28 protein-coding genes are annotated in these 22,075 nt (G+C 30.7%); 16 read left to right on the plus strand and 12 right to left on the minus strand.

What is annotated here, in order from left to right; all coding sequences use genetic code 11:
* Window positions 1–77: 77 nt before the first annotated feature.
* The 8 genes from MMARC5_RS05485 to MMARC5_RS05515 all read left to right on the plus strand — a co-directional run bounded on the left by MMARC5_RS05485 (window position 78) and on the right by MMARC5_RS05515 (window position 7,337).
* Window positions 78–782, plus strand: coding sequence for an ABC transporter ATP-binding protein (locus tag MMARC5_RS05485; protein ID WP_011868839.1), 705 nt, complete (start codon window positions 78–80; stop codon window positions 780–782).
* Between the two features lie 4 nt (window positions 783–786).
* A complete protein-coding gene (locus MMARC5_RS05490) occupies window positions 787–1,815 on the plus strand; it encodes a COG1361 S-layer family protein (RefSeq protein ID WP_011868840.1) in 1,029 nt (342 codons plus the stop codon).
* Between the two features lie 50 nt (window positions 1,816–1,865).
* Window positions 1,866–2,108, plus strand: a complete 243-nt coding sequence (locus MMARC5_RS09890; RefSeq protein WP_011868841.1) for an EGFR-like transmembrane domain-containing protein — start codon at window positions 1,866–1,868, stop codon at window positions 2,106–2,108.
* Between the two features lie 12 nt (window positions 2,109–2,120).
* A complete protein-coding gene (locus MMARC5_RS05495) occupies window positions 2,121–3,365 on the plus strand; it encodes an ABC transporter permease (protein ID WP_011868842.1) in 1,245 nt (414 codons plus the stop codon).
* 99 nt (window positions 3,366–3,464) lie between these two features.
* Complete coding sequence (locus MMARC5_RS05500) at window positions 3,465–5,969, plus strand: HAD-IC family P-type ATPase (protein ID WP_011868843.1); 2,505 nt, start codon at window positions 3,465–3,467, stop codon at window positions 5,967–5,969.
* Window positions 5,970–5,984: 15 nt separating this feature from the next.
* Window positions 5,985–6,362: a hypothetical protein gene (locus MMARC5_RS05505; RefSeq protein WP_011868844.1), complete on the plus strand. Its 378-nt coding sequence runs from the start codon at window positions 5,985–5,987 to the stop codon at window positions 6,360–6,362.
* Window positions 6,363–6,457: 95 nt separating this feature from the next.
* Window positions 6,458–6,727, plus strand: coding sequence for a hypothetical protein (locus MMARC5_RS05510; protein WP_011868845.1), 270 nt, complete (start codon window positions 6,458–6,460; stop codon window positions 6,725–6,727).
* A 79-nt stretch (window positions 6,728–6,806) separates the two neighbouring features.
* Window positions 6,807–7,337 carry an MBL fold metallo-hydrolase gene (locus MMARC5_RS05515; RefSeq protein ID WP_011868846.1) on the plus strand — a complete coding sequence of 177 codons (531 nt, stop codon included), beginning with the start codon at window positions 6,807–6,809 and terminating at the stop codon, window positions 7,335–7,337.
* Window positions 7,338–7,364: 27 nt separating this feature from the next.
* Here the strand turns inward: MMARC5_RS05515 and modD are convergent, their stop codons facing one another.
* From modD to MMARC5_RS05545, 6 genes are all read right to left on the minus strand, one after another.
* Window positions 7,365–8,216 carry a ModD protein gene (modD, locus tag MMARC5_RS05520; protein ID WP_011868847.1) on the minus strand — a complete coding sequence of 284 codons (852 nt, stop codon included), beginning with the start codon at window positions 8,214–8,216 and terminating at the stop codon, window positions 7,365–7,367.
* A gap of 106 nt (window positions 8,217–8,322) precedes the next feature.
* Window positions 8,323–8,988: a molybdate ABC transporter permease subunit gene (gene modB / locus MMARC5_RS05525; RefSeq protein ID WP_011868848.1), complete on the minus strand. Its 666-nt coding sequence runs from the start codon at window positions 8,986–8,988 to the stop codon at window positions 8,323–8,325.
* 8 nt (window positions 8,989–8,996) lie between these two features.
* On the minus strand, window positions 8,997–9,773 hold the full coding sequence (modA, locus tag MMARC5_RS05530; protein WP_011868849.1) for a molybdate ABC transporter substrate-binding protein: 777 nt from the start codon (window positions 9,771–9,773) through the stop codon (window positions 8,997–8,999).
* 486 nt (window positions 9,774–10,259) lie between these two features.
* Window positions 10,260–10,604, minus strand: a complete 345-nt coding sequence (locus MMARC5_RS05535; RefSeq protein ID WP_011868850.1) for a hypothetical protein — start codon at window positions 10,602–10,604, stop codon at window positions 10,260–10,262.
* Between the two features lie 111 nt (window positions 10,605–10,715).
* The gene (locus MMARC5_RS05540) at window positions 10,716–11,237 is read right to left on the minus strand and encodes a hypothetical protein (protein WP_048058485.1); all 522 of its coding nucleotides are present in this window, start codon (window positions 11,235–11,237) and stop codon (window positions 10,716–10,718) included.
* Window positions 11,238–11,333: 96 nt separating this feature from the next.
* Window positions 11,334–11,939 carry a ribonuclease H1 domain-containing protein gene (locus MMARC5_RS05545; protein ID WP_011868852.1) on the minus strand — a complete coding sequence of 202 codons (606 nt, stop codon included), beginning with the start codon at window positions 11,937–11,939 and terminating at the stop codon, window positions 11,334–11,336.
* Between the two features lie 134 nt (window positions 11,940–12,073).
* Between MMARC5_RS05545 and MMARC5_RS05550 the strand changes: the two genes are divergently transcribed.
* Together MMARC5_RS05550 and MMARC5_RS05555 are read left to right on the plus strand one after the other, a co-directional pair.
* Window positions 12,074–12,265 carry a hypothetical protein gene (locus MMARC5_RS05550; protein ID WP_048058486.1) on the plus strand — a complete coding sequence of 64 codons (192 nt, stop codon included), beginning with the start codon at window positions 12,074–12,076 and terminating at the stop codon, window positions 12,263–12,265.
* 25 nt (window positions 12,266–12,290) lie between these two features.
* Window positions 12,291–12,959 carry a M48 family metallopeptidase gene (locus tag MMARC5_RS05555; protein WP_011868853.1) on the plus strand — a complete coding sequence of 223 codons (669 nt, stop codon included), beginning with the start codon at window positions 12,291–12,293 and terminating at the stop codon, window positions 12,957–12,959.
* A 12-nt stretch (window positions 12,960–12,971) separates the two neighbouring features.
* Here MMARC5_RS05555 and MMARC5_RS05560 read toward each other — a convergent pair whose 3' ends face one another.
* Both MMARC5_RS05560 and MMARC5_RS05565 read right to left on the minus strand, forming a co-directional pair.
* Window positions 12,972–13,439: a hypothetical protein gene (locus tag MMARC5_RS05560; protein ID WP_011868854.1), complete on the minus strand. Its 468-nt coding sequence runs from the start codon at window positions 13,437–13,439 to the stop codon at window positions 12,972–12,974.
* A gap of 68 nt (window positions 13,440–13,507) precedes the next feature.
* On the minus strand, window positions 13,508–14,098 hold the full coding sequence (locus MMARC5_RS05565; RefSeq protein ID WP_011868855.1) for a TetR/AcrR family transcriptional regulator: 591 nt from the start codon (window positions 14,096–14,098) through the stop codon (window positions 13,508–13,510).
* A gap of 735 nt (window positions 14,099–14,833) precedes the next feature.
* Here MMARC5_RS05565 and MMARC5_RS05570 point away from each other — a divergent pair.
* From MMARC5_RS05570 to MMARC5_RS05580, 3 genes are all read left to right on the plus strand, one after another.
* The gene (locus MMARC5_RS05570) at window positions 14,834–15,232 is read left to right on the plus strand and encodes a hypothetical protein (protein WP_011868856.1); all 399 of its coding nucleotides are present in this window, start codon (window positions 14,834–14,836) and stop codon (window positions 15,230–15,232) included.
* Window positions 15,233–15,348: 116 nt separating this feature from the next.
* Window positions 15,349–15,576 carry a hypothetical protein gene (locus tag MMARC5_RS05575; protein WP_011868857.1) on the plus strand — a complete coding sequence of 76 codons (228 nt, stop codon included), beginning with the start codon at window positions 15,349–15,351 and terminating at the stop codon, window positions 15,574–15,576.
* Window positions 15,577–15,691: 115 nt separating this feature from the next.
* Window positions 15,692–16,423 carry a Bax inhibitor-1/YccA family protein gene (locus tag MMARC5_RS05580; RefSeq protein ID WP_048058487.1) on the plus strand — a complete coding sequence of 244 codons (732 nt, stop codon included), beginning with the start codon at window positions 15,692–15,694 and terminating at the stop codon, window positions 16,421–16,423.
* 27 nt (window positions 16,424–16,450) lie between these two features.
* On the opposite strand, the gene MMARC5_RS05585 is transcribed toward MMARC5_RS05580, so the two are convergent.
* Window positions 16,451–16,804: a hypothetical protein gene (locus tag MMARC5_RS05585; RefSeq protein ID WP_011868859.1), complete on the minus strand. Its 354-nt coding sequence runs from the start codon at window positions 16,802–16,804 to the stop codon at window positions 16,451–16,453.
* 311 nt (window positions 16,805–17,115) lie between these two features.
* Between MMARC5_RS05585 and MMARC5_RS05590 the strand changes: the two genes are divergently transcribed.
* Window positions 17,116–17,385 (plus strand): hypothetical protein, encoded by a 270-nt coding sequence (locus MMARC5_RS05590; protein ID WP_011868860.1) that lies wholly within the window; start codon window positions 17,116–17,118, stop codon window positions 17,383–17,385.
* Between the two features lie 27 nt (window positions 17,386–17,412).
* Here MMARC5_RS05590 and MMARC5_RS05595 read toward each other — a convergent pair whose 3' ends face one another.
* Together MMARC5_RS05595 and msrA are read right to left on the minus strand one after the other, a co-directional pair.
* On the minus strand, window positions 17,413–17,985 hold the full coding sequence (locus MMARC5_RS05595) for a COG3904 family protein (RefSeq protein WP_231288443.1): 573 nt from the start codon (window positions 17,983–17,985) through the stop codon (window positions 17,413–17,415).
* 60 nt (window positions 17,986–18,045) lie between these two features.
* Window positions 18,046–18,519 carry a peptide-methionine (S)-S-oxide reductase MsrA gene (msrA, locus tag MMARC5_RS05600; protein ID WP_011868862.1) on the minus strand — a complete coding sequence of 158 codons (474 nt, stop codon included), beginning with the start codon at window positions 18,517–18,519 and terminating at the stop codon, window positions 18,046–18,048.
* A 277-nt stretch (window positions 18,520–18,796) separates the two neighbouring features.
* On the opposite strand from msrA, the gene MMARC5_RS05605 reads away from it, so the two are divergent.
* Both MMARC5_RS05605 and MMARC5_RS05610 read left to right on the plus strand, forming a co-directional pair.
* The gene (locus MMARC5_RS05605) at window positions 18,797–19,420 is read left to right on the plus strand and encodes a LysE family translocator (RefSeq protein ID WP_011868863.1); all 624 of its coding nucleotides are present in this window, start codon (window positions 18,797–18,799) and stop codon (window positions 19,418–19,420) included.
* Window positions 19,421–19,442: 22 nt separating this feature from the next.
* Complete coding sequence (locus MMARC5_RS05610; protein ID WP_011868864.1) at window positions 19,443–20,699, plus strand: APC family permease; 1,257 nt, start codon at window positions 19,443–19,445, stop codon at window positions 20,697–20,699.
* Window positions 20,700–20,710: 11 nt separating this feature from the next.
* On the opposite strand, the gene MMARC5_RS05615 is transcribed toward MMARC5_RS05610, so the two are convergent.
* Window positions 20,711–22,048, minus strand: a complete 1,338-nt coding sequence (locus MMARC5_RS05615; RefSeq protein WP_011868865.1) for a transglutaminase-like domain-containing protein — start codon at window positions 22,046–22,048, stop codon at window positions 20,711–20,713.
* Window positions 22,049–22,075: the final 27 nt, after the last annotated feature.

Genomic DNA, 22,075 nt, shown 5'->3' on the forward strand with positions numbered 1-22,075 from the left:
GATGGTTTCATTAGTTAATTTAAGGAAAGAATCCAAAAATATGATTAACAGACTACAAAAAGTTTCCAAGTGAAAATATGTACAAAATTATAAGTCTTGAAGATGTTTGGAAAATCTACCAGATGGGTGAAGTTGAAGTTCAGGCCTTGAAGGGAGTTTCACTCGATATAAATAAAGGTGATTTTGTCGCAATTGTCGGGTCGTCAGGTTCTGGAAAATCGACCATGATGAATATGATCGGATGCCTTGATGTACCAACAAAAGGTGATGTTTACCTTAAATCAAAAAATATCTCAGATATGACTGAATCAGAACTATCTGAACTTCGTGGAAAAACAATTGGTTTTGTATTTCAGCAATACAATTTAATTCCAAACATGACTGCACTTGAAAACGTACTTTTACCACTGCAAATACAGGAAGTCAATGATTCTACTGCAGATCGAGCTGCAAAAAGAGCATTAAAACAGGTTGGCCTGGAAGACAGAATGAATAACAAACCATCCCAGCTTTCTGGAGGTCAACAACAGCGAGTATCGATTGCAAGAGCGTTAGCATGTGAACCAGAAATAATTCTTGCAGATGAACCAACAGGGGCGCTCGACAGTGCGACAGGTGAAGAAATTATAAAATTATTTATGGCCCTCTGGGAAAGTGGGAAAACCATTATTATGATTACACACGACCCGAATCTTGCGAAATATGCGAAGACCATTGTTGAATTAAAAGACGGAAAAATTATCAGTATAACAGATAACAAACAAAATACAGTTCATGAGTGATATTATGGATAAAAAATCCTTAAAAATAGGATCGGTAATGTTGATAATGCTTTTCTCATTTGTGGGAAATTATGCATACACATTTGCTGGCGATGTAAGTGATTACGTCATATTAAATGTAAATAAAGTAAATCAAGACCCTGATCCTGCAATCGCAGGAGATGTATTCGACCTTAGAATTAGCATTGAAAATGACGGTGGAGAAGGTGAAGGAGATTTCATTTTAGAAATCGAACCGAACTATCCGTTTGAAGAAGTAGAAGGCGAAGATTTAACTCAAACTATAGGTATTATAAACGGTTATGAAAATTCAAATGATGCAATAGTTGCAAAATTCAAATTAAGAGTTAATGAAGATGCAACAGAAGGAGACTATCCGATAGAAGTCCATGTTTATAAAAAAGGTGAAGATTCATCTTCAGGATACACTACAGAATTAACCGTAACTGTTGGAAATGAAGAAAGTGCTGAAATAGAATTAGATGCAGAGGAATTAGTGGCGGGGGACAAAACCAACGTTACATTCACAATAGAAAATACGGGTTCTGCACCAATTAAAAACCTTGAATTTTCATGGGAAAGTGAAAATAATGCGATACTTCCATTAGGTTCAGGAAACGTAAAAACAATTTCATACATTGGTGTTGGAAAGAGTGTTGATGTAACATACACAGTACTTGCAAGTACTGATGTAGAGCCTGGAATATATGAACTAACTATGAATTTAAATTACGATAATTCGTTAACTGGAACTACTGAAATCGTAGAACATATTGGCGGAATTTTAGTACTTGGAAAAACCGACTTTGAAGTTAGTTATTCCGGAGAGGATAGTGGCGAATATACACTTACAGTAATGAATGTTGGAAAAGGTGATGTTAATTCAGTAATCGTTTCAATTCCAGAACAGAATGCATGGAGCGTTTCTGGAGTCAGCACATCAATTATCGGAAATTTAGATGGGGGGACTACACATTCTCAAACTTCGAACTATCGACCACCAATAGCGACTCACCACTTATTGTTGAAATAACATACACATCACCAGAAGGAGATAGGGTAACAATTCAAAAAGAAGTGGAGATGCCAAGTACAACTTCACAAGTTATGAATATGAATAGTGGTGATGAATCAGGTGCCCCACAGAACTTTGCCGGAGGACCTGATGGAAATAGAAATCCACTATCAACAATTCAAAATTCAATAACTTCGGCAATACCCTACGTTATCGGCGGACTTGTAGCACTTGCTGCAATTGCAGTATTTGTATACAAGATAATTAAAAGAAAAAAATTAGCTAAACAAAATAAAAATAAAACAGAATAAGGGTTGATAATTATGAAACCCTTAAAATTATTTAATATGGCATCCAAAATGGTAAAATCCAGTAAATTACGTAGCTGGATCACCATTTTGGGCATTGTCATTGGAATTGCATCAGTTATCGCAATTATATCTGCTGGAGATTATCTTTCAAATTCAGTTAGTGATCAACTCAACAGTATGGTGAGCGATGAAATAACGCTTACTGCATCATCTGCACCAGGTAATGATGACGATGAACCCGAACTAACTGATATGGATGTAATGATTCTAAACGGGATATCTGATGTAGAATATGTAGATGTGCGGGTTTCGAGTAGAAATGAAATACGTTTCGCGGGAGGTCGTGAAACTGCGACAATTACTGGAGTCGATCCCGCTGTGTGGTCGCAGATGACTGATGAAGAATTATATGCAGGAAGACTATTACAGGTGAGCGATAAAAACGCCGTAATAATTTCATACTATACTGCAACAGAAGCTTTTGATAGGGAAATTGGAATAAATCAAATGATAACCATTGGAAATAAACAGTTTAAAGTCGTTGGAATACTTGAAGAAGATGAAACTCAGGGATTCGGTAGAATGGGAGGTATGAGCTCAAATACTGTTTACATGCCATATGAAGCAGTATATACTTTGGAATTGGATGACGATGCATCTTACTCAATTGAAGAGAAAGAAGAAGGAGTATACGATGAAATAATCTTTACATTATATGAAGATGTAAATCAAACTACTGCACTTGAAAACATTCAAGAAAAATTGATGATGTCAAGACATGTTAATGAAAAAACGATTGACTTCTCAATAAGAACTCCAAATACGCCAGAAGGGCCTGAAGAAATAATTTCCATGCTTACAACATTCCTTTCATTCATTGCAGGAATTTCATTGGTTGTTGGCGTTACAGGTATTTCAAATACCATGTTTACAACAGTTCTTGAAAAAACCAGAGAAATTGGAATAATGAAAGCGATTGGTGCCAAAAACAAAGACATAATGCTACTGTTTGTCTTTAACTCTGCGATCATTGGGCTTGTTGGGGGATTTTTAGGACTCGTACTTGGAACAATAATCTCTCAAATAATAGTCTGGTTTATTGCACAAAGCATGGATAGCAGTTACCAATTTGTACTAAGCATTAAATCAGTAGTAATTGCAATTGGATGTTCACTTGCAGCAGGAATTATTGCAGGAATTATTCCTGCATATAATGCTTCAAAATTAAAGCCTGTAGAAGCTTTAAGAAGCGAATAATTTTCTTTTTTAATTATTTTTTAAAATTTGAGACATTAATTATATAGTTTCTAAACTCCAGATATTTTATCATATGATTTATCTTGGAGTATGGAAAAAATGACATTTTTTAAAGGTTTTAAAGAAGATTACTTTGGACTTACTGATTTGGAAGTAAAAAAATACCAAGAAACTTATGGAAAAAATGAATTACTCCAAAAAAAGAAAAAAACATTCTTAAGTCGCGTTTTAAAGATATTTTCTGAACCGATGTTTGTACTTTTATTCATTACTGCTTTTGTTTATTTTTTCCTTGGTGAACCCCGCGACGGATCAATAATGGTTATTTCTGTTGTTTTTATCTGCACAATTGAGTTTTTTCAAGAATGGAGAACAGATAAAACCTTGCAGGCTTTAAAAGATTTATCATCCCCCCAATCAACTGTAATTAGAAACGGAAAAATAATGACAATTGACAGTGAAGAATTGACTGTTGATGACCTCTTTATGTTAAAAGAAGGGGAAAAAATAGCGGCTGATGGAATTATTATTGAAAATTACGGCTTAGGGGTAAATGAATCCACATTAACCGGAGAATCAGACGTTGTGTGGAAAAAAATTGATTTAGATAAAGATGAAAGTTCAGAACACTGGAAAAAAAACATATGTTATACGGGAACATCTGTAACACAAGGAAGAGCTGTTGTTAAGGTCATAAATATCGGTTCTGAAACCGAATATGGAAAAATTGGAAAAGATATTTTCTCCGTCGATTCTATACTTACCCCGCTTGAAAAACAAACTCGTGAACTTGTAACATACTCTGCAATAGCTGCTTTTTTCATGCTATTATTGATTGTATTTGTTAATTTTTACCATATGGGAAGTATTACCGATAGTATTTTATCGGGCGTAACTGTTGCTATGGCGATTATACCTGAAGAATTTCCCGTAATTTTAACAGTGTTTCTTGCAATGGGGGCTTGGAGGCTTGCAAATAAAAATTCACTGATTAGAAGAATTCCTGCGGTAGAAACACTCGGTTCAATATCTGTTTTATGTGTTGATAAAACTGGAACCCTCACAAAAAACCAGATGGAAGTAAAAGAAACCCATTTCGATTCAAAATTTAATGAAACTGAACTTATGACTTTTGCATGCCTTTCATCAGAAACTGAAGCATATGATCCAATGGAAAAAGCAATCCTAACTTATTCAAAATCTATTGGAATAAATATAGATGAATTATTTAATGGCTGTCTTTTGCACGAATATCCATTTAGTTCAGAAACTCAAATGATGGGAAACGTTTGGGATAAAGAAGATAAAAAATTTATCGTTTCAAAAGGTTCCTTTGAAAATATTATAAATTTATGCGAGCTGAATGAATCTGAAAAAGTAAATTTAGAAAAAAAATCGATTGTGATGGCAAAAAAAGGATACCGCGTAATTGCTGTTGCAAGAAAAATGGATGTAACAAATATTAATCAACAATTGTACGAATATAAACTTGAATTTGTGGGTTTAATTGGTTTGATGGATCCTCCAAGAGAAGGAGTTTCAAAAGCTATGAAAATATGCAATGATGCAGGAATCAGGGTTGTAATGCTTACTGGGGACAACGGAACTACTGCAAAATCGATTGCAAAAACCATCGGGATAAAAAACAGCGAAAATGTTCTAACGGGACATGAAATTGATTCGATGAGTGATAATGAACTCTTAAAAAAAATAAAAATAACAAATATATTTTCAAGAGTAATTCCAAAACACAAATTAAAAATTATTAAAGCTTTTAAAGAACTTGGTGAAATTGTTGCAATGACAGGAGATGGCGTAAATGATGCACCTGCACTAAAATATGCAGATATTGGAATTTCAATGGGAAAACGGGGTACCGAAGTTGCAAAAGAAGCGTCTGATATGATTTTGCTTGATGATAATTTTGAAACCATTGTTGAAACAATACATGATGGAAGACGAATTTATGATAATATCAAAAAAGCCATAGGATATGTCTTTGTAATCCATATTCCTGTATTTTTAACTGCACTTTTTGCACCTCTCTTAAAATTGCCCCTATTACTTCTTCCCATAAACGTGGTTTTAATGGAATTTATCATTGATCCCACCTGCTCAATTGTATTTGAAAGGCAACCTGTAGAAAAAGGTATTATGCTTAGAAAGCCACGAATGCCTAACGAACCGCTTTTGGATTATAATCTTATATTTAAAGCCGTAATTCAGGGAATTTCAATTTTTACTGCTACATTTGGCTCTTACGCGTACTTACTCCATCAGGGATGTAAAACAGATCTTGCAAGGACTTTTGCATTTATAATTCTTATTGCAGCTAATTTCTTCCTCGTATATGTTAACCAGTCGGAAATTGAATCCGTATTTTCAGCATTTAAAAAATTTAAAAACGATATGGTTCTCTGGCTTGTAAATATCGGAATATTTGGGGGAATTTTAATAATACTTTACATTCCGTCAGCAACAGTAATTGCAAAAACAGTTCCCCTTACTGAAAAACAATTACTTGCTGCACTACTACTTTCAGGGGCATCAACACTTTGGTGGGAAGTAATAAAACTTTTAAAAAGAATTAAAATGAAAAAATAGAATTTGGGTGGTTTTATGAAGTTTTTGAAATGCGGATTTTTTGGATTACTGACCTGGTTAGTTCCCTTTTTACTATCATTCTTATTTTATTCAGAAAGCGAAGGATTATTAATAGATATATTTTTATTTAAATCGATTATGATTGTTATATCGGGATTAATCGGAGTTAATTTGCTTATAATGTATTTTAAAGATGTTAAAAAAGATTACTTAATTGAAGGAATATTTGTAGGGGTTTCCTGGCTTATAATAAACCTGATACTCGATATTTTAATACTGATCCCGATGTCAGGAATGAGTTTTTTAGATTATTTTTCACAGATTAGACTTAGATACTTGATAATACCAACAATCAGCATATCCATGGGATTTTTATTAAAACTAAAATTATAGCTTTTTTTCATTTTAATGCAGATATAAAAATCCATTTTGTAATATAGTATATTGAGAATACTTTTGAACCGAAATATCTTTTAGGGGGAGATATTATGGAAAATAGAACTCTGCCGATTGGAAAAGCAGATGATTTTTTTGAAGTTTTTGTAGTGGATTTGATGGTTACGTGGGAGTGTGACTGCGCATTTAAAATCGATATTTTTGAAGACGGACACTTTATTGAAAAAGAAGGGGACAAATTAAGACGGGTCGAATCATCGATACATCGAGGTTCCTTGATTATTACTCCAAAAAATGCTAAAAAAATGTTAAACGCTCTTAAAAGGGCAATTGAAATCACCGCCGAAGAATACTGTAAGTAAATTTTTATAACTTAATTTCAAATAATAATTTGAAAAATTTAAACTAATTAATTTAATTTTAAAAGATTAACGTGAAAAGATGTTAGATTTAGTATACAAAGGAATTTTAAAATTTAATGATAACAAAACAAGAATTTTAGAAGTGGCTTCATCAGTTACATTTATTGAAACTGAAAAAAATAAAATAATAGTTGATACCTCTACAAAATCAAAAACAGAAGAATTAAAACAGTATTTTAAAAATAAAAATATTGATATGGACGAAATAAACTACGTAATAAATACCCACGACCATTTTGACCATGTTTCAAATAATGATCTTTTTAAAAATGCGAAAATAATCAACCATTCTAATTTTAAAGAGTTAAATGATCCAGAAATTGAAATTATAGAAACTCCAGGACATACCATGGACAGTATATCTGTAATTTATGGTGATTACTTGATTTCAGGAGATGCATCACCGTTAAAAAACAACATATTAAAAGAAAGAGCCCCTGGAGTTTTTGTAGATTTAAAACTTGCTTTGAATTCATTAAAAAGAATAAAAAGTCTTCAAAAAAATATCGTTACTGGGCATGACGGAATTCTGTACAAAAATGAATATTAAGTTATAATTTATTTTAATTCCTAAAAATTAATCTATTTTTTCAATTATCGCTTTTATGTCCGCAGCTTTTCCAAAATAAAGCGATGACGTAACAATAACTTCTACACCAGTTTTAGCATACTCATCTATATTTTGAACGGTAATTCCACCTGCTGCAACCACCGTAACATTTGGATTTATTTCTTTTGCGAATTTTACGAACTTTTCAACAGTTTTAGGATCACATTTATCGAGCTGAATATAATCAAAACCCATTTTAATGTATTTTATGCCCGTTTCAAAATTTTCAGCTTCTATTCCTATCTTTTTTTCTAGAGCATTTGCTTTCATTTCTTTTAAAACTTTTTCAAGTTCTTCATCGCCATCTACAAATTCCAAATGTTCATCAAAGATAAGTATGGTTTCAGAAAGTCCAATTCTGTGAGGGTATGCCCCACCTGCGACAATTGCTTTTATTGTCGGTTTTTTAGTTCCTGCAAGGTTTTTTCGGGTCGTTACAACGTTTATGTTTTCGTTATGTTTTCTTGCTAATTCCACAAACTCGTAAGTTCTCGTAGCCATTCCACAGTATCCTTCCAGAAGTCTGAGAACACTTTTCCATGCAAGGTGAACATTGTCAGCCCTACCCGTTGCTTCAAAAAATACATCGCCTTGTTTTACGTAAGTTCCAGTTCTTTTATATGAAAGTACCTCTAACCCGAGCATTTTGCACATTCTCTCAGCTTCTTCGGTACAGCACAAAACCATGTCGTGTCGTGCTTTGTATGCAAGCCTTGCATTAAATCGATCCAGTTTCATTATTCGCGAGGTTAAATCAAGCGGATTTATATCCTCTTCAATTATTTTTTCAAGTTCATAATCAGGAATATAAAATGACATATTAAACCTCTTTTGGAATTATTCTTAAATATAAACTAACCAAACCACCAATTCACTTAGTCTAACATTTTGTATGGGGATATATATCTTTTTCGAGGATTATTTTTTAAGAATTCAACTTATCTGCCAGTTTTCCAGTCATATATATAGATAAAAATGACATTAAAACAAGAATAAGTACTAAACTATTTGCTAAATTATAATCTCCAGTCTGAAACGCCTGATAAATTGATAACGACATTGTATTTGTTTTTCCAGGCATGTTTCCTGTAACCATTAAGGTTGCACCAAATTCTCCAACGGACCTTGCAAAACTAAGAATTGTGCCTGCAATTATTCCTTTTTTTGATAAGGGCAGGGTTATTTTAAGCGCCGTTTTGAGTTTATTCTGGCCCAAAGTGTATGAAACATGTTCAAGTTCCCTATCGACTGACAAAATTGCAGCTGTTGTTGTTTTTACCATTAAAGGAAGTGATACAATAAATGATGCAATTACTGCGGCTTCCCAGGTGAATAAAATACCTGAACCAGTAAGCTCGTAAAAGATACCCCCAATAATCCCATTTTTTCCAAGTTGGAGTGCGAGTAAATATCCTAAAACAGTTGGTGGTAGAACCATTGGAAGCGTTACAAGAATTTCTAAAGTATTTCTACCACGAAATTCCATTCTTGCAAGGATGTATGATATGAAAATTCCTATAAAAAATACAAAAAAAGTAGATAATAAAGAAATTTTTAATGTAAGCAATATTGGAAATAAAATTGAATCCATAATATCCCTTATTCAGCAGTAAATCCGTAATCAGTCAATATTTGCTTACCTGTTTCTCCGGTTAAGTAGTCAACAAACATCTGGGCTGCATCTTTATTTTCCGACGCTTTTAAAACGCATACTGGATAGCCAATTTCTGTAACTGTTGGTATGGTGGTTATAACTTCAATAGTATTATTTTTTGCAATTTTTGCATCTGTCATGTAAACGAATCCTGCGTCAACGTCACCAGCTTCAAGATATGTTAAAACTTGTCTTACATTTTCACCATATACGGTTTTTTCTTCTAAATTGCCCCACAAACCCATGGATTCAAGTGACTCTTTAGCATATTTTCCAACTGGTGCGGTTTCAGGATTTCCAATTGATATTTTTACAACATCTTCATTTGCTAAATCTTCTGCAGACGTAATTCCAAGAGGATTTCCAGTCTGAACAATTAATACAAGCGAATTTTTAGCGAAAGTAACTCTTGAAGAATTTTCAATAAGATCTTGATCCTGTAATAAATTAACGTGCTTTTGTGATGCTGAAGCAAACACATCTACTGGTGCTCCACCCTCAATCTGCTGCCTCAATGTACCTGACGCTGCAAAATTTAATTCAACATTAATATTGGGATTATCTTCTTCAAATGCTGCTGCAACATCAGTCATCGCATCGGTTAAACTCGATGCTGCTGAAACTGTTATCATGGTTGTAGTTTCTTCAGGAGATTCAGAAACACAACCTGCAAACAACAGAATTACTGCGAGCAGACTTGCAATAACTACATGATTTTTCATTATTCATTCACCTTTGCGATAAATATTAATCATAATTAGTTACTATTTTAATTAAACAGTAATTAATACTGTTTACCAATATATAAGTATTATGTTTTTATGCCAATTTTTGGAATTTCATAAAAAACAATTTAAAAGCTAGGTAGCTACATTATAATTTCAAAATATCTTTTAAATTTTTTAACCATTATTTAATCTCAAAAAGAATTTTATTTAAATTTTTGAAGTATTTTTTATTAAAAGAACATTGAAATTCTTTAAAAATTTAAAAAAATAGGTGAGGTCAAAAATGTTAAAGATTTTTTGCTAAAATCTTTATTATTACTATTTAATTATGTTTTCCAATGTTACGGCAATGGATTGGTATATTCCCAAACATCTCAGACTTCTACTTCTGAGATGTCTTTAACTGTAGAGTTTATCTTATTTAAGTTTTCTGTATTTGAATTAAAGATTAATTTAATATATTAAGTTTAAGAAAATATTTTATTCAATAATTATTTTAAATCGAATGTCTTCTTTAGATTTTTCAAGCGTTATTCCAAAAAATTCAAATTCAGTTATTAAAACAGCACCAGAAATCGATTTTCCAATTTTTTTGTAAATTTCTTCTAAATCCATATGATTCGCAATTCCAAAAGCAGCGATCCAAAAGCATTTTAATGGGTATTTTTCGCCAGAATATTTGTCTACTATAAAATATTTCGAACTTTTTGTTCTATTGCCCCCACATATCTTTTCATTTTTACTTAATTCAACAACTGCTTTTTCAAAATCCATATATCCTGGTCTTTCAAATTTCTCAAAAAGTTCTTCAAATTTACTACTCAAAATAACACCTTAATTATTATATCTCTTTAAACAGCTTTTATTCTGATTAAATATATTGTTTACGGACATTACCCTCAAAACATTAGTGCCTTTCAAATTTTATTTTATCAATTATCTTTCGATTTCATAAGAAATCATGCTTTTTGGAAGCCATAGGTTTTTATTTAATTCTTTGGAATACAAACATATACCCTTTTCACTTTCACGAACATATTTAAAATTAATATAACAAAATTTTCCAATTTTTTCCCCCAAATGTAGTTTATTTTCATTTGCAAGCCACAATGGTAATTTAACAAGCAAATTTTTTTGATTTAATGGATTTTCTTCACCATTTGTAGAATGTTTGGATTTTTGAGTTTCAAAGGTTACATATCTTAGCACATCGTACCCATCAGTTACAAATCCGTCAGCTTTTTTGAGTATAAATTCGATTTTTTCACTCAATTTATCCACATAGATTTTAAATTCCTGAAAATCGTCAGTTTTCACAAAAAAGTATGTTTTTCCCGATTGGGAAGTTCTGATATTTGAAACTCTGATTTTTCTTTTGAATGGCATTTCAAAAAGAATATTTTCATTAAAACTATCGAATTCATCTACTTTAAGTTTTGAAATAGCTATTTCAATCATTTTTGCACCAATTTTAACATTACGTTTAATTATCATCTGTCGGCTAGATAGTATATTCTTTTAAATCATTTTCTTAATTAAAAATATATTTTATTTTTATAAAAGTGCTTCTTTTGCCAATTTGTCAGCAATTTCGTTATTTTTATCCTCAGAATGCGCCTTAACTTTCAAAAATTCAATATTTAATCTTTTAAGATAATTTTTACATTTTTCTTTATATTCAATCGTTCCTGCTTTGTTTGTTTTCCATTTTCCAGTACACCACTTTTCAATTCCAAGATAATCGTGGTATATTACTAAATTTTTTACATTTTTAGAAACTGCATATTCCATTGCAAGTTCTGAAGCTAAAATTTCGCCTGCAACATTCCTCATTTTTGATAATTCTTCATCATTTCCCTTAGATTTAATTTCTTTTTCCATCCCATTGAATATTATTAAAGCGCCTGCTCCATATTCATTATTCCTTAAATTAAAACTTCCATCAACCCATGCATACATTATATCTTTTTTAAATTCGTCTGATTTTATATTATTTTGTTTTTGCCCAGTTTTTTGAGTTAAATAATCATTCGCATCTTTTTTGGACGTAAAACTTTTAAATTCAGCTCCAGAAAATCCTTTAACCTGAGTTTCACATTCTGCCCATGTTTCAAATAATCCGGTTTTTCGCCCTTTTCGAACCGCATAAATTTTAGCCATTTTTTTCACGCAAATTTATTTTTAAAACATATTATAGGTCTAAATTAAAAATGATTTCTATATTAAATTATAATTTCAAAAGATTTTTATAAACTTCCAATTGAAATATATTATTCGTAAAATGAGGCGATATTTTGAAAATCACTCCATTTAAATCATATTTAATGTCATTTGTATTCTTTTTATCTGCAATACTATTTGGATTAATTTTAAAATCACAAATGGGCGAATTAAACATTATTTATACACTTTTAAAGGATTTGGGAATTGTATTTTTGGTAATTGGAATCATACTTCAAATAAAACTTAGAAAATCTAAAAAATAATTCATTTTAATTTAAATGGGATAACATGATGGAAAACGTCAAAATAATCCGTAAAAAGATCAAAAACATGTATTTGGTTGTAAATCCCGACTGTTCGGTTGTTTTAAAGGTGCCGTCACACGTTTCTGATGAATACATCAATTTATTTATAAAGAAAAAGGAAAACTGGATAAAAAAGCATCTGGACAATTTTGAAACATTGAATACAAAATCAGTTGAAAAAAGTTACGTTGACGGTGAAATATTTGGGTATCTTGGAGAAAAATACGTTTTAAAAGTTAATTATTCAAAAAAAGGCCGGGTGGACCTATCTAAAACAGTACTAAATCTGTATGTTTCGGATGTAAATGATTTTGAAAAAAAGAAACGGATAATTGAAAAGTTTTACAGAAAAAATGCAGAAATTGAACTTTTTGCAATTTTTAAAAATAGCTATACGGTATTTACAGGAAACATGCCCGATTTTGCAGTTAGAAAGATGAAAAAAAGATGGGGATCTTGCAGTTTTCACAAAAATAAAATTATATTAAACGAAAGATTAATCGAAAAGCCGAAAGAATGTATTGAATATGTCGTGTTTCATGAACTTGCCCATTTAAAATATCCAAACCACAGTAAGGATTTTTATAATTATTTAACAGAGTTAATGCCCGATTGGAAAAACAGGAAACTTAAATTAAATGAAATTCATTAAATCGTTTATTTATTAAAATAGATTTTTATCCATTGCAATTTTTAAAAATATCTGTTTTAAATACGGAAGAACTTCTATTGCGGGAACAAGATAACTATCTGCTTTTTCAAAACCGTTTTCTAATTCATAATTCTGTTTTTTAATATCTTCTAAAGTGTATTTTAAAAAACCCTCATCATTTCTCCATATTGTAAACATTATGTAATTTTTATCGATTGGATCGACAAACTCCCTCTTTTTATATTTCCTAACGATTTTTAGTGCAAGTTTTTCAGGGCCACTAACATTCAGTTTTGAAAGTTCTTTTTCAAATACCTGCGCCATGAACATTGTTTCAAACCCGAGTTCCATTACATCTCTTGCACTAATATTTTCAAAACCTTTCTTTTCAGCTTTTTCGTACTTTGAAAGAAATCTAAGTAATGAGATATTTGCATTGTCGGTAAATACTGAAAATCCAAATTCAAATATATGATCCATAAATTTTCACCGCTGTATTAATTTCATAGCATCTACCGGACGTCTGGCCGGTTTTCATTTGTGAGGGATTAATTTTTTATAAGTTCCCAGAATGAACCAATTACCATTCTGGCTTTATCGTCAAATTTTTTGTTAGTATAATATGAAACGAGAGGTAAGCCTTCAAATATTGAGCAAAAATGGATTGCGAGGGTATGGGGATCCAATTCTTTTTTGACTTCCCCCATTTCCTGTGCCAAAATTATTCTGTTAACCAATTTGTCTATAGCGTTTTCATATATATTATTATTGAATTCCCATATCTTTGGAAATTTTTTTATTGCGTCAGAAAACGGTCCGAAGTATACGGTTTTCTCTTCACCTTTACCATATTTACTGAAATACCTATTTCTTATTAAAATCGCCTGTTCTATAAATTCAAAAATGGCATTTTCAAAACAGCTTTCTTTTTCAATACATGAAAGAACAGCTTTTCCATTTTCTTCGAGTATCGAGGTTATTGTTTCGATGTAGAGGTCTTCTTTTCTTTCAAAATAGTAATAAAGACCCCCTTTTGAAATATTGCATTCTTTTGCAATTTCAGAAAGTGACGTTTCAATATACCCTTTTTTAAAAAAAAGTTCTCTTGATTTTTCAAGGATCAAATTTCTTGTTGTCATATTTTTTACTCAATCAATTTTTAATATATTAAATAGTCAAAACTTAAAATTATATTTTAATCCATTATTACCCCTTCAAACTTATTTTCGGATTTTTCAATTTTGTCGTATTATGTTGCCTTTTTGGGATCATTATGGAAAACTATATATTTAAGTTCGATCTAATTAAGCTGGGAACGGGATAGGTAACCACACCGTGCACTTTTTTGATCAAATTGATCATAGTTTAGATCTAAATTGTTATTTTAGATCTAATTCATAATTAACTATCCTTTTAACAGTGTTAGGGATTTATTTTTAAAACATTTTTTTAGTAGTTATTTTAATAAGGTTATTCGAAAAATGATAATTGTACAAAATGCGATTAATTGTTGCATGATCTATTTTTTAACCGGAAAATACCGTAAATTTAAATACTGGGATTTTTAGAATATTTATTACCCTGGAATTGCTGGTTCCGGGGGTTAAGGGGATATTAAAATGGAATAAACACGGAAAAATAGTTCCATTTCCAATATTGTACAAAGAGTGATATTGGGAAAAGATGGTTTTTGCATGAACGCTGTTTTATTCTTCATGCAAACTCCACATTTTTAAACCGTATCTATTTTTTTATTTTTTTAATTTCGATCTGAAGAATTTTCAATAAATATTTTTTTTAAAGAATAAAAAGACATAAATTTTAAATTCTTTTTTTAAGATAATTTAATTAATAATTTTTAAAAGTGGTTCAAAATGGATTACAAACAGGGCTTTACGAAAATTACAATTCATGAAAACATCTTTGGTATAAAAAACTTTTTTCAAGATATTTCTGCGAAAGTAGATGATGTATCTGCAATAGAAATCGATACTCGAGGAAACTACATCGTGTTTCTAATTGGATTTTTGTGGTATATCTCTTCAAACATTCTTTTAATAGTTTCAAAAGAGGTCAGTTATTCTTTGTATTATACAATTCTTGATTTAAGAGCGTACCATGCGATAATGACGGTTTTAATTTTTATCGCTGCAATTTTTTCAACACAGATTAAAATATATGTTACAGGTTACAAGCCACTTATAATTCTTGGAAACTATTTTACAATGCAGAAACTATTTGAAATATTAAAAAACGAGTTAAATTTGAAGTAAAAATATAACTTTTAAAATAAAATCTACAGTTGTAAAGTTGGGATCAAAACGTTTAAAAAAGTTGAGGATACTATTTATTAAAATACATAAATATATTATCGATAGCGGTGGTTTTTTTGGAAGATATTCTTTTAAAGGAAGGAGTATTGGAAACACTTGAATACATCAACAATAATCAGTTTTCTGAAGTAATTTCAACTAAAGAAAATGTGAAAATAAGTTCAAAAGATCTGGCTACGTTGATGGATCTTGGAATACTCGAAATCAGGACAAATAACAACGTTGTAGTATTTAATTTATCTGATGAAGGTAGGAAAGTTCTAAAAAGCCTTAAACGAAGTTAATTATTTTTTAACCAATATTTTTGTTACCTTGATAATAAAACTATTTTTTAAATTTTCAAAGAAAATATATATTTTAACATTTATATTAAAATTAAACAATATATGGGCGATAAATATGAGAACAAGCAACCCTGCTCTTTCAAACGATACATTTACTGGATTTAATACTTACGGACAAAATCAGATGACAATAAATGGAACCGTAAACAATACAATAATTTCACTTGGAATAGTATCCATTTGTGCATATTTTTCATGGGACGTACTGTTTTTTAGTTCGTATTCTGGTATTTTAATGTTAATAACACCCATTCTTGGATTTGTAATGGCACTTGCAACGATATTTAAAAAAGAATGGGCTCCAGCCACAGTTCCGATTTATTGTATATTTGAAGGTCTGTTTTTGGGGCTTATTTCAGGGTTTTTTGAACTTATGTATCCAGGAATTATTTTTCAAGCAGTTATTGCAACATTTGGAGTTTTATTCAGCCTTTTGTTTGCATACAAATCTAAATTAATCCGTGCAACTGAAAACTTTAAATTGGGAATCGTCGCTGCAACAGGCGGAATTGCACTAGTGTATATTGTTTCATTGCTTTTGGGATTATTTGGCATACCTATTCCATTAATTTTTGGAAGCGGGCCTGTTGGGATAATATTCAGTCTTTTCGTAGTTATAATTGCTGCATTAAACCTTGTTTTGGATTTTGATTTTATCGAACAGGGTGAAAAATACGGTGCACCAAAATACATGGAATGGTATGGCGCATTTGGATTGATGGTAACGTTAATCTGGCTATATTTGGAAATTTTAAAACTCCTTGCAAAATTAAGAAGCAGGAACTAATTTAACTTTAAATCTTTTTTCAATTAATTATTCCGACAATCGATTCCATTTTTCAAGAAATCCACTTTTAACGTTTCCAAAAAGTATTGTTACAATTGGAACAATCGTATTTCCTAAAAACTTCCAATCGAGCAATATTGTTAAATCATTGAAATTATCCAAATTATTCGATATTCCAAAGTATGCAAAGAAAAATGTTATCAAAAACGAGCTTAAAAACCAAATAAGCCATAATATATTTTCTATTTTTTCGATTTTGCATTTATCTTTAATTATGATCGTGTAAATTTTGAAGATGACGTATGAAACGAGAATAAATACTGCATTATTTGTGTAAATCAAAAATCTGGAAATATCTTGTAAATTCTGTTTGAAATTCATAAAATCACCTTCCAAATATCTTAAGAAGTATTTCAACAGCATGGAATATTAATTTTTGGATTTTAATTCGGTAAATAGCTACATGATTATTGTTGTTTATAGAAGGATATTATTGGTTAATATTTATTTAATTTTTCAAAAGAAGTTAGTTTTTAAAAAATCAAAATAATAATGAGTCAATTCAAACTTCCATTTCATTGACTATTTTTTTGAACATTTCACATGATAAAGTTAAATTTTAGGCCTAAAAATGGGCAAATTATATATATTATTATAATTAAATATTAAAACATACAACCAGGGGTGGTTTTATGGACTACGCGGGCCCCAAAATCAGAGAGTATGTTGCGTTGATTGTAACTACTCCCATATTACTTGTTACAACGTTTTACTTTATTTTTAAGATACTTAACCCAGATATTTTTACTAATTACGGCCTTTCACTTATGGGTACCTGTTCAACATATTTTGGAAACGATTTACTTCTTGAAATTTCCAAATTTGGAGCTATTGGGGCAGTTGCGTTGATCGGCTTTTTAAAAATTGCTGAAATAAAAACTTCAAAACTTAAAAATTTTTAAAATTAGTTCTTTTTTTAATTTTTTAAATTAACTAGTAATCAATCCGTATTTTTTTAGTTCATACTCATTTAAGTAGTAAATTCCAAAAGACGGTGCAGAACTAATCATAAACCAGTAAAATTCATCAGAAATACCCATTTCTTTGAAATAATTAATATATGGTTTGTGGACATGATTATCTCTCGGTATTTTTGAAGCATCCGTTACAACATTATTTTTCCATGAATGAACTCCGATTTTTGCATGTTCTCCAATTGTTCTATTTATTCCTGCGCAGAAAAAAACAGTTCCGCCTGATGCAATATATCCATTTTTTGGTACAATCGTACTGATGTTGTTTGTTCTAACGATTCTTCCAGCTTTCAAATTTTCATTACTGTTTACAGATCCGGGAACATCTAACATTATTATTGTTTTAACATTAGGGTGATTTTTTACCAGATTTTCAACTTCGTAGACTATGTTTTCATTAATTATTCCAACCATTATCGCTTTATTACCTTGAATTTCAAAAATTGCGGGTTCTTGGACTGAAATCTTTTCAGAAAGTTTTTTTGAATTATATACTGAAAATCCCGTAAATATCATTAATATAATCAAAATAGCCCCAATTTTTCTAAAAAACATGACATCTACCAGAAATGTTTAATAAATCGAAATTTAAAAATTTAAAATGGAATTATTCTTTTTCATGAAATATTTTTGATGATACTCTTCAGCAGGGAAAAAATCGCTCGCTTTTTTAATTGCTGTTACTATCCGTAAATCACTGCTTTTTTGTATTTTTTCAAAGGATTTTTCAGCAAGCAATCTCTGTTCTTCAGTAAAATAGAATATATGTGATGAGTACTGCTCACCAACATCCCAACCCTGCCTGTTTGGCGTTGTTGGGTCGTGATTATTCCAAAATAAATTCAATAAATCAGTATATTTTACGATCTTTGGATTGTAAGTAATGTTAACAACTTCAATATGTCCAGACTTTCCACGACATACCTGACCGTACGTTGGATTTTTAACAGTTCCACCCATAAATCCAACTTCTGTTGAAATTACTCCCTTAATTTTCCTAAATAATTCTTCTGCACTCCAAAAACAGCCCATCCCAAAAACAGCAGTTTCAGTATTTGTCAAAGCCCCCACCTTTTGAAAATACTTTATTTAAAATTAAGTTATACGATAAAGCCCTCTTTTAGTAATATATGTAGATTAAGTCCATTTAATCCCATTTCATTTAATTAATGCATTTAAGAAGTTTTTATGTACTTAATTATATATTTAGTCCTATAAATGTTTATTTGAATCTCAAATCTATTTTAAAAGATTGATTAATTGAAATACGTTAAAATTGGCCGTAGGGGTTAAATATTATAAATACATAACTAAAAACCTAAAAAATTATGGTGTCTTCATGATTGACTCTACCCAGTTATTTTACTTTGTAATTGCATCAGCTGCACTGACAATTCTTCCAGGGCCAGATATAATATTTGTAACCATTCAAAGCATATCTCAGGGAAAATGGGCGGGAATTTCAACTGCACTTGGACTCTGCACTGGATTAATTGTTCATACAAGTGCAACAGCACTTGGAATTTCTGCGATAATTTATAATTCCGCATTAGCATTTACAATTGTAAAATATCTCGGAGCTTTATATTTGTTATATCTTGCAGTCACCGCATTATCTGATAAAAGTACATTAGTTTTTGAACCCGTGGCTAAATCAGATAACAAGGCACTTTATAAAAAAGGAATATTTATGAATTTATTAAACCCAAAAGTTTCATTATTTTTCCTCGCATTCCTTCCTCAATTTGTAAATACGAATTCTGGAAACGTTTCGATTCAGATGTTAATTTTGGGTTTGTTTTTTATGCTGCAGGCAATCTTAATTTTTTCAGTTGTTGCAGTTTTTTCAAGCTTTTTTGGACAAAAATTATTAAACAGCCAGAAATTTGGAAAATATATTAATATTACTAAAGCAGGGATTTTCGGTGTGATTGGGATTCAATTAGCCCTTTCCAATAAATAAGCATTGATTATAGTGGAAAATTATGAGTTCTAAAAAATTGGGGCCTTGCACCCTCAGCGGACTTATTGTGGGGCCGATACTTGGATCTGGAATTGTTATAATACCGCCAATAGTTTACGACATTTTAAATGACTACTCCATATTCGCATGGGTAATAATGATGGTTATAGGTGGAGTTTTTGCATATTTTGCAAGTAAATTATGCGTAAAATTTCCAGGAGATTCTGGATTAACCGAAGTAGTTGGTCATTCTTTTGGAAAATCCTACAAAGACTTAAATGCTTATTATTTACTGATTGCATTGGCAATGGGGCCATTAGTTGTGATAATGGTTGCAGGGGAGTACCTCTCAGTATTATTTTCAAATTATACGTTTGGAGCTGAGTTTTATTCTGCGATTTTAATGTTAATTGGCGGAGTAATCATTTCAAGAAATATTTCGTCAGTGGGTAAAATTTCAATGATTATTTCTTCAGTAATTTCCACAATACTTGTAGTTGGGGGGCTTTTTACAATTTTATTCTACAGAAAAGAAGTATTGTTTACTGAAACTGCAATAACTACAATAGACATCGGATACTCGTTTTTGATAATGTTCTGGTCCATTATTGGCTGGGAAATCCTTGGAAATTACAGCCTTGAAGTCGAAAACCCTGAAAAAACAATTCCAAAAGCAGCATTTTTAAGCGTAATTGCAATGTCTGTAGTTTATTTAATAGTTTCAGGAGCACTGCAAGTGTTGGATGTAAAAAAACTGGGACTTATAAATCCAATTTCTGGACTTTCATTAATCTTATATCCGCTATTTGGAGATTATTCGGGCATAATATTATCAATTACAATAACAGGATTATGTTTATGCAGTTTTTTAATGTTAATCGGCGGTGCATCAAGATTGGTTTATGCACAAGCTAAGGCAGAAGTATTCCCAAAAATTTTTAAATACCGGTCAAACACAAATGCTCCGCTTTCAGCCATATTATTAATGGTTTTTACAAACTTTTTAACATTGGTTGCAGTATATTTCAATTTAATTTCGCTTACTGGGATAATTGCGGCAGTAAATGCATTTTTAATTACAAATATAGTCATGGCAGCAATTGCATCGATAAAAGTTTTTGAAAATGTGTTAGAAAAAGGATTTGCAGTATTTTTATCAGTTTCATTCCTCTTAATGTTTTTATTCTCTTCAAAAATAGTAATAATGATTATTTTGGCAATGTTTTTTGGAACATTACTAAATAATTTAAAAAATAGCAATTTTAAAATAAAATTTTAATTTATGATTTTTCAAGTGTTGAATTCTTCTGAAGATACTTCAAAAGATTTAAAATTGTCCCCATATACCGTACAGCGGATTTTTGTTAAGATATTTCTCGGAATTTTTAATGAGGTGGTAATAACAGCAGAATCTCCTTCTTCATAATTTTCTAGATCCAATGATACATCCGGTTTCCAGATATAGTTTTCTCCTTCTTCAACTGCAACCGCAGCAATATTTATTTTGGGATTTTTTGCAGTTCCTGGACCCAAATTTTCTAAATTACATGTTACTTCATAATATACGTAATTACCACTATAAGCAGTTCTTTCAGCAGAAAAATTCATTATCATACGAGGAATTTGGATCAAAGGTCTAATTATCGCATTATCTTCCAGATATTTTTCAGGGATTTCCCCAATAAACCAATTTTCATCCGTAGTTTCTATGTAATAATATTGTTTACCATTATATTCGTAGTAAGATCCATAAATATCTTCATTACAACTAATACCCACTGCCATATGATCTGAGAGTTCTATTAATACAACATCGTAATCAAGTTCATTTAAAAGTGCAGCAGTCAGTACTGATTTATCTTCACAATCTCCACCCATATCAACGAGTGTTTCTAATGGATATCTTGGATATTCATCAAATCCAGTAGTTTCGCTATCCGTAGTGTAATCTAATGACTGCACAAATGAACTTATGAAAAGTGCTTCATCACATTTAGAATATTCGTTTTCAATTGAAGCCTTTTCAAAATTATAAATCATTGAGTCGAGATATGATTTATCATAATCTGAGAGCGCATATTGTGCGTAATTGTCTTCACGATTGTGAGGTTTATTTTTATAATATTCATAAGCAGATTTTGGAATTGATATTTCCAAATGCCATTTTTTATTATCATAACTCCATGAATAATTTTTAAAGTAGTAATTTTCATTTTGTGATTCGTATCCACTATTGATAAGATAATTTTCATTATTCAGCACTTTAAAATTTAAAATTTTGTAAATTCCTGATTCAGTAGTTATTTTAACGGAATATTCGCCTGCTTCAAGAGATTCTGTATCTATTTTAAATTCAAATACTGAATTTGAAATAGAAATATTTTTCGAAATAATATCTTCAGAACCCCCATATTTTGAAATTTTAACGTTAACTTCAGGGCTTTTTCCAATTAAAATACCTGCAATGGTTAATTCGTCGCCCGTTTCAAAAGTTTCAGAGTTTATGGTCACATTTAGAGTTTCAGATTTCTTTAAACTGTTAAATTCTTCACTAAGTATTTTAAAATCATCAATACATCCTGAAAGCATTATAAATAATATAACTGTCAAAAAAACAATCTTTTTCATAGTTTGCCGCAAAGAACTTCTAAGATT

The organism is Methanococcus maripaludis C5 (genome assembly GCF_000016125.1).
Classification (GTDB): Archaea; AGJL01; Methanococci; order Methanococcales; family Methanococcaceae; genus Methanococcus; species Methanococcus maripaludis_D.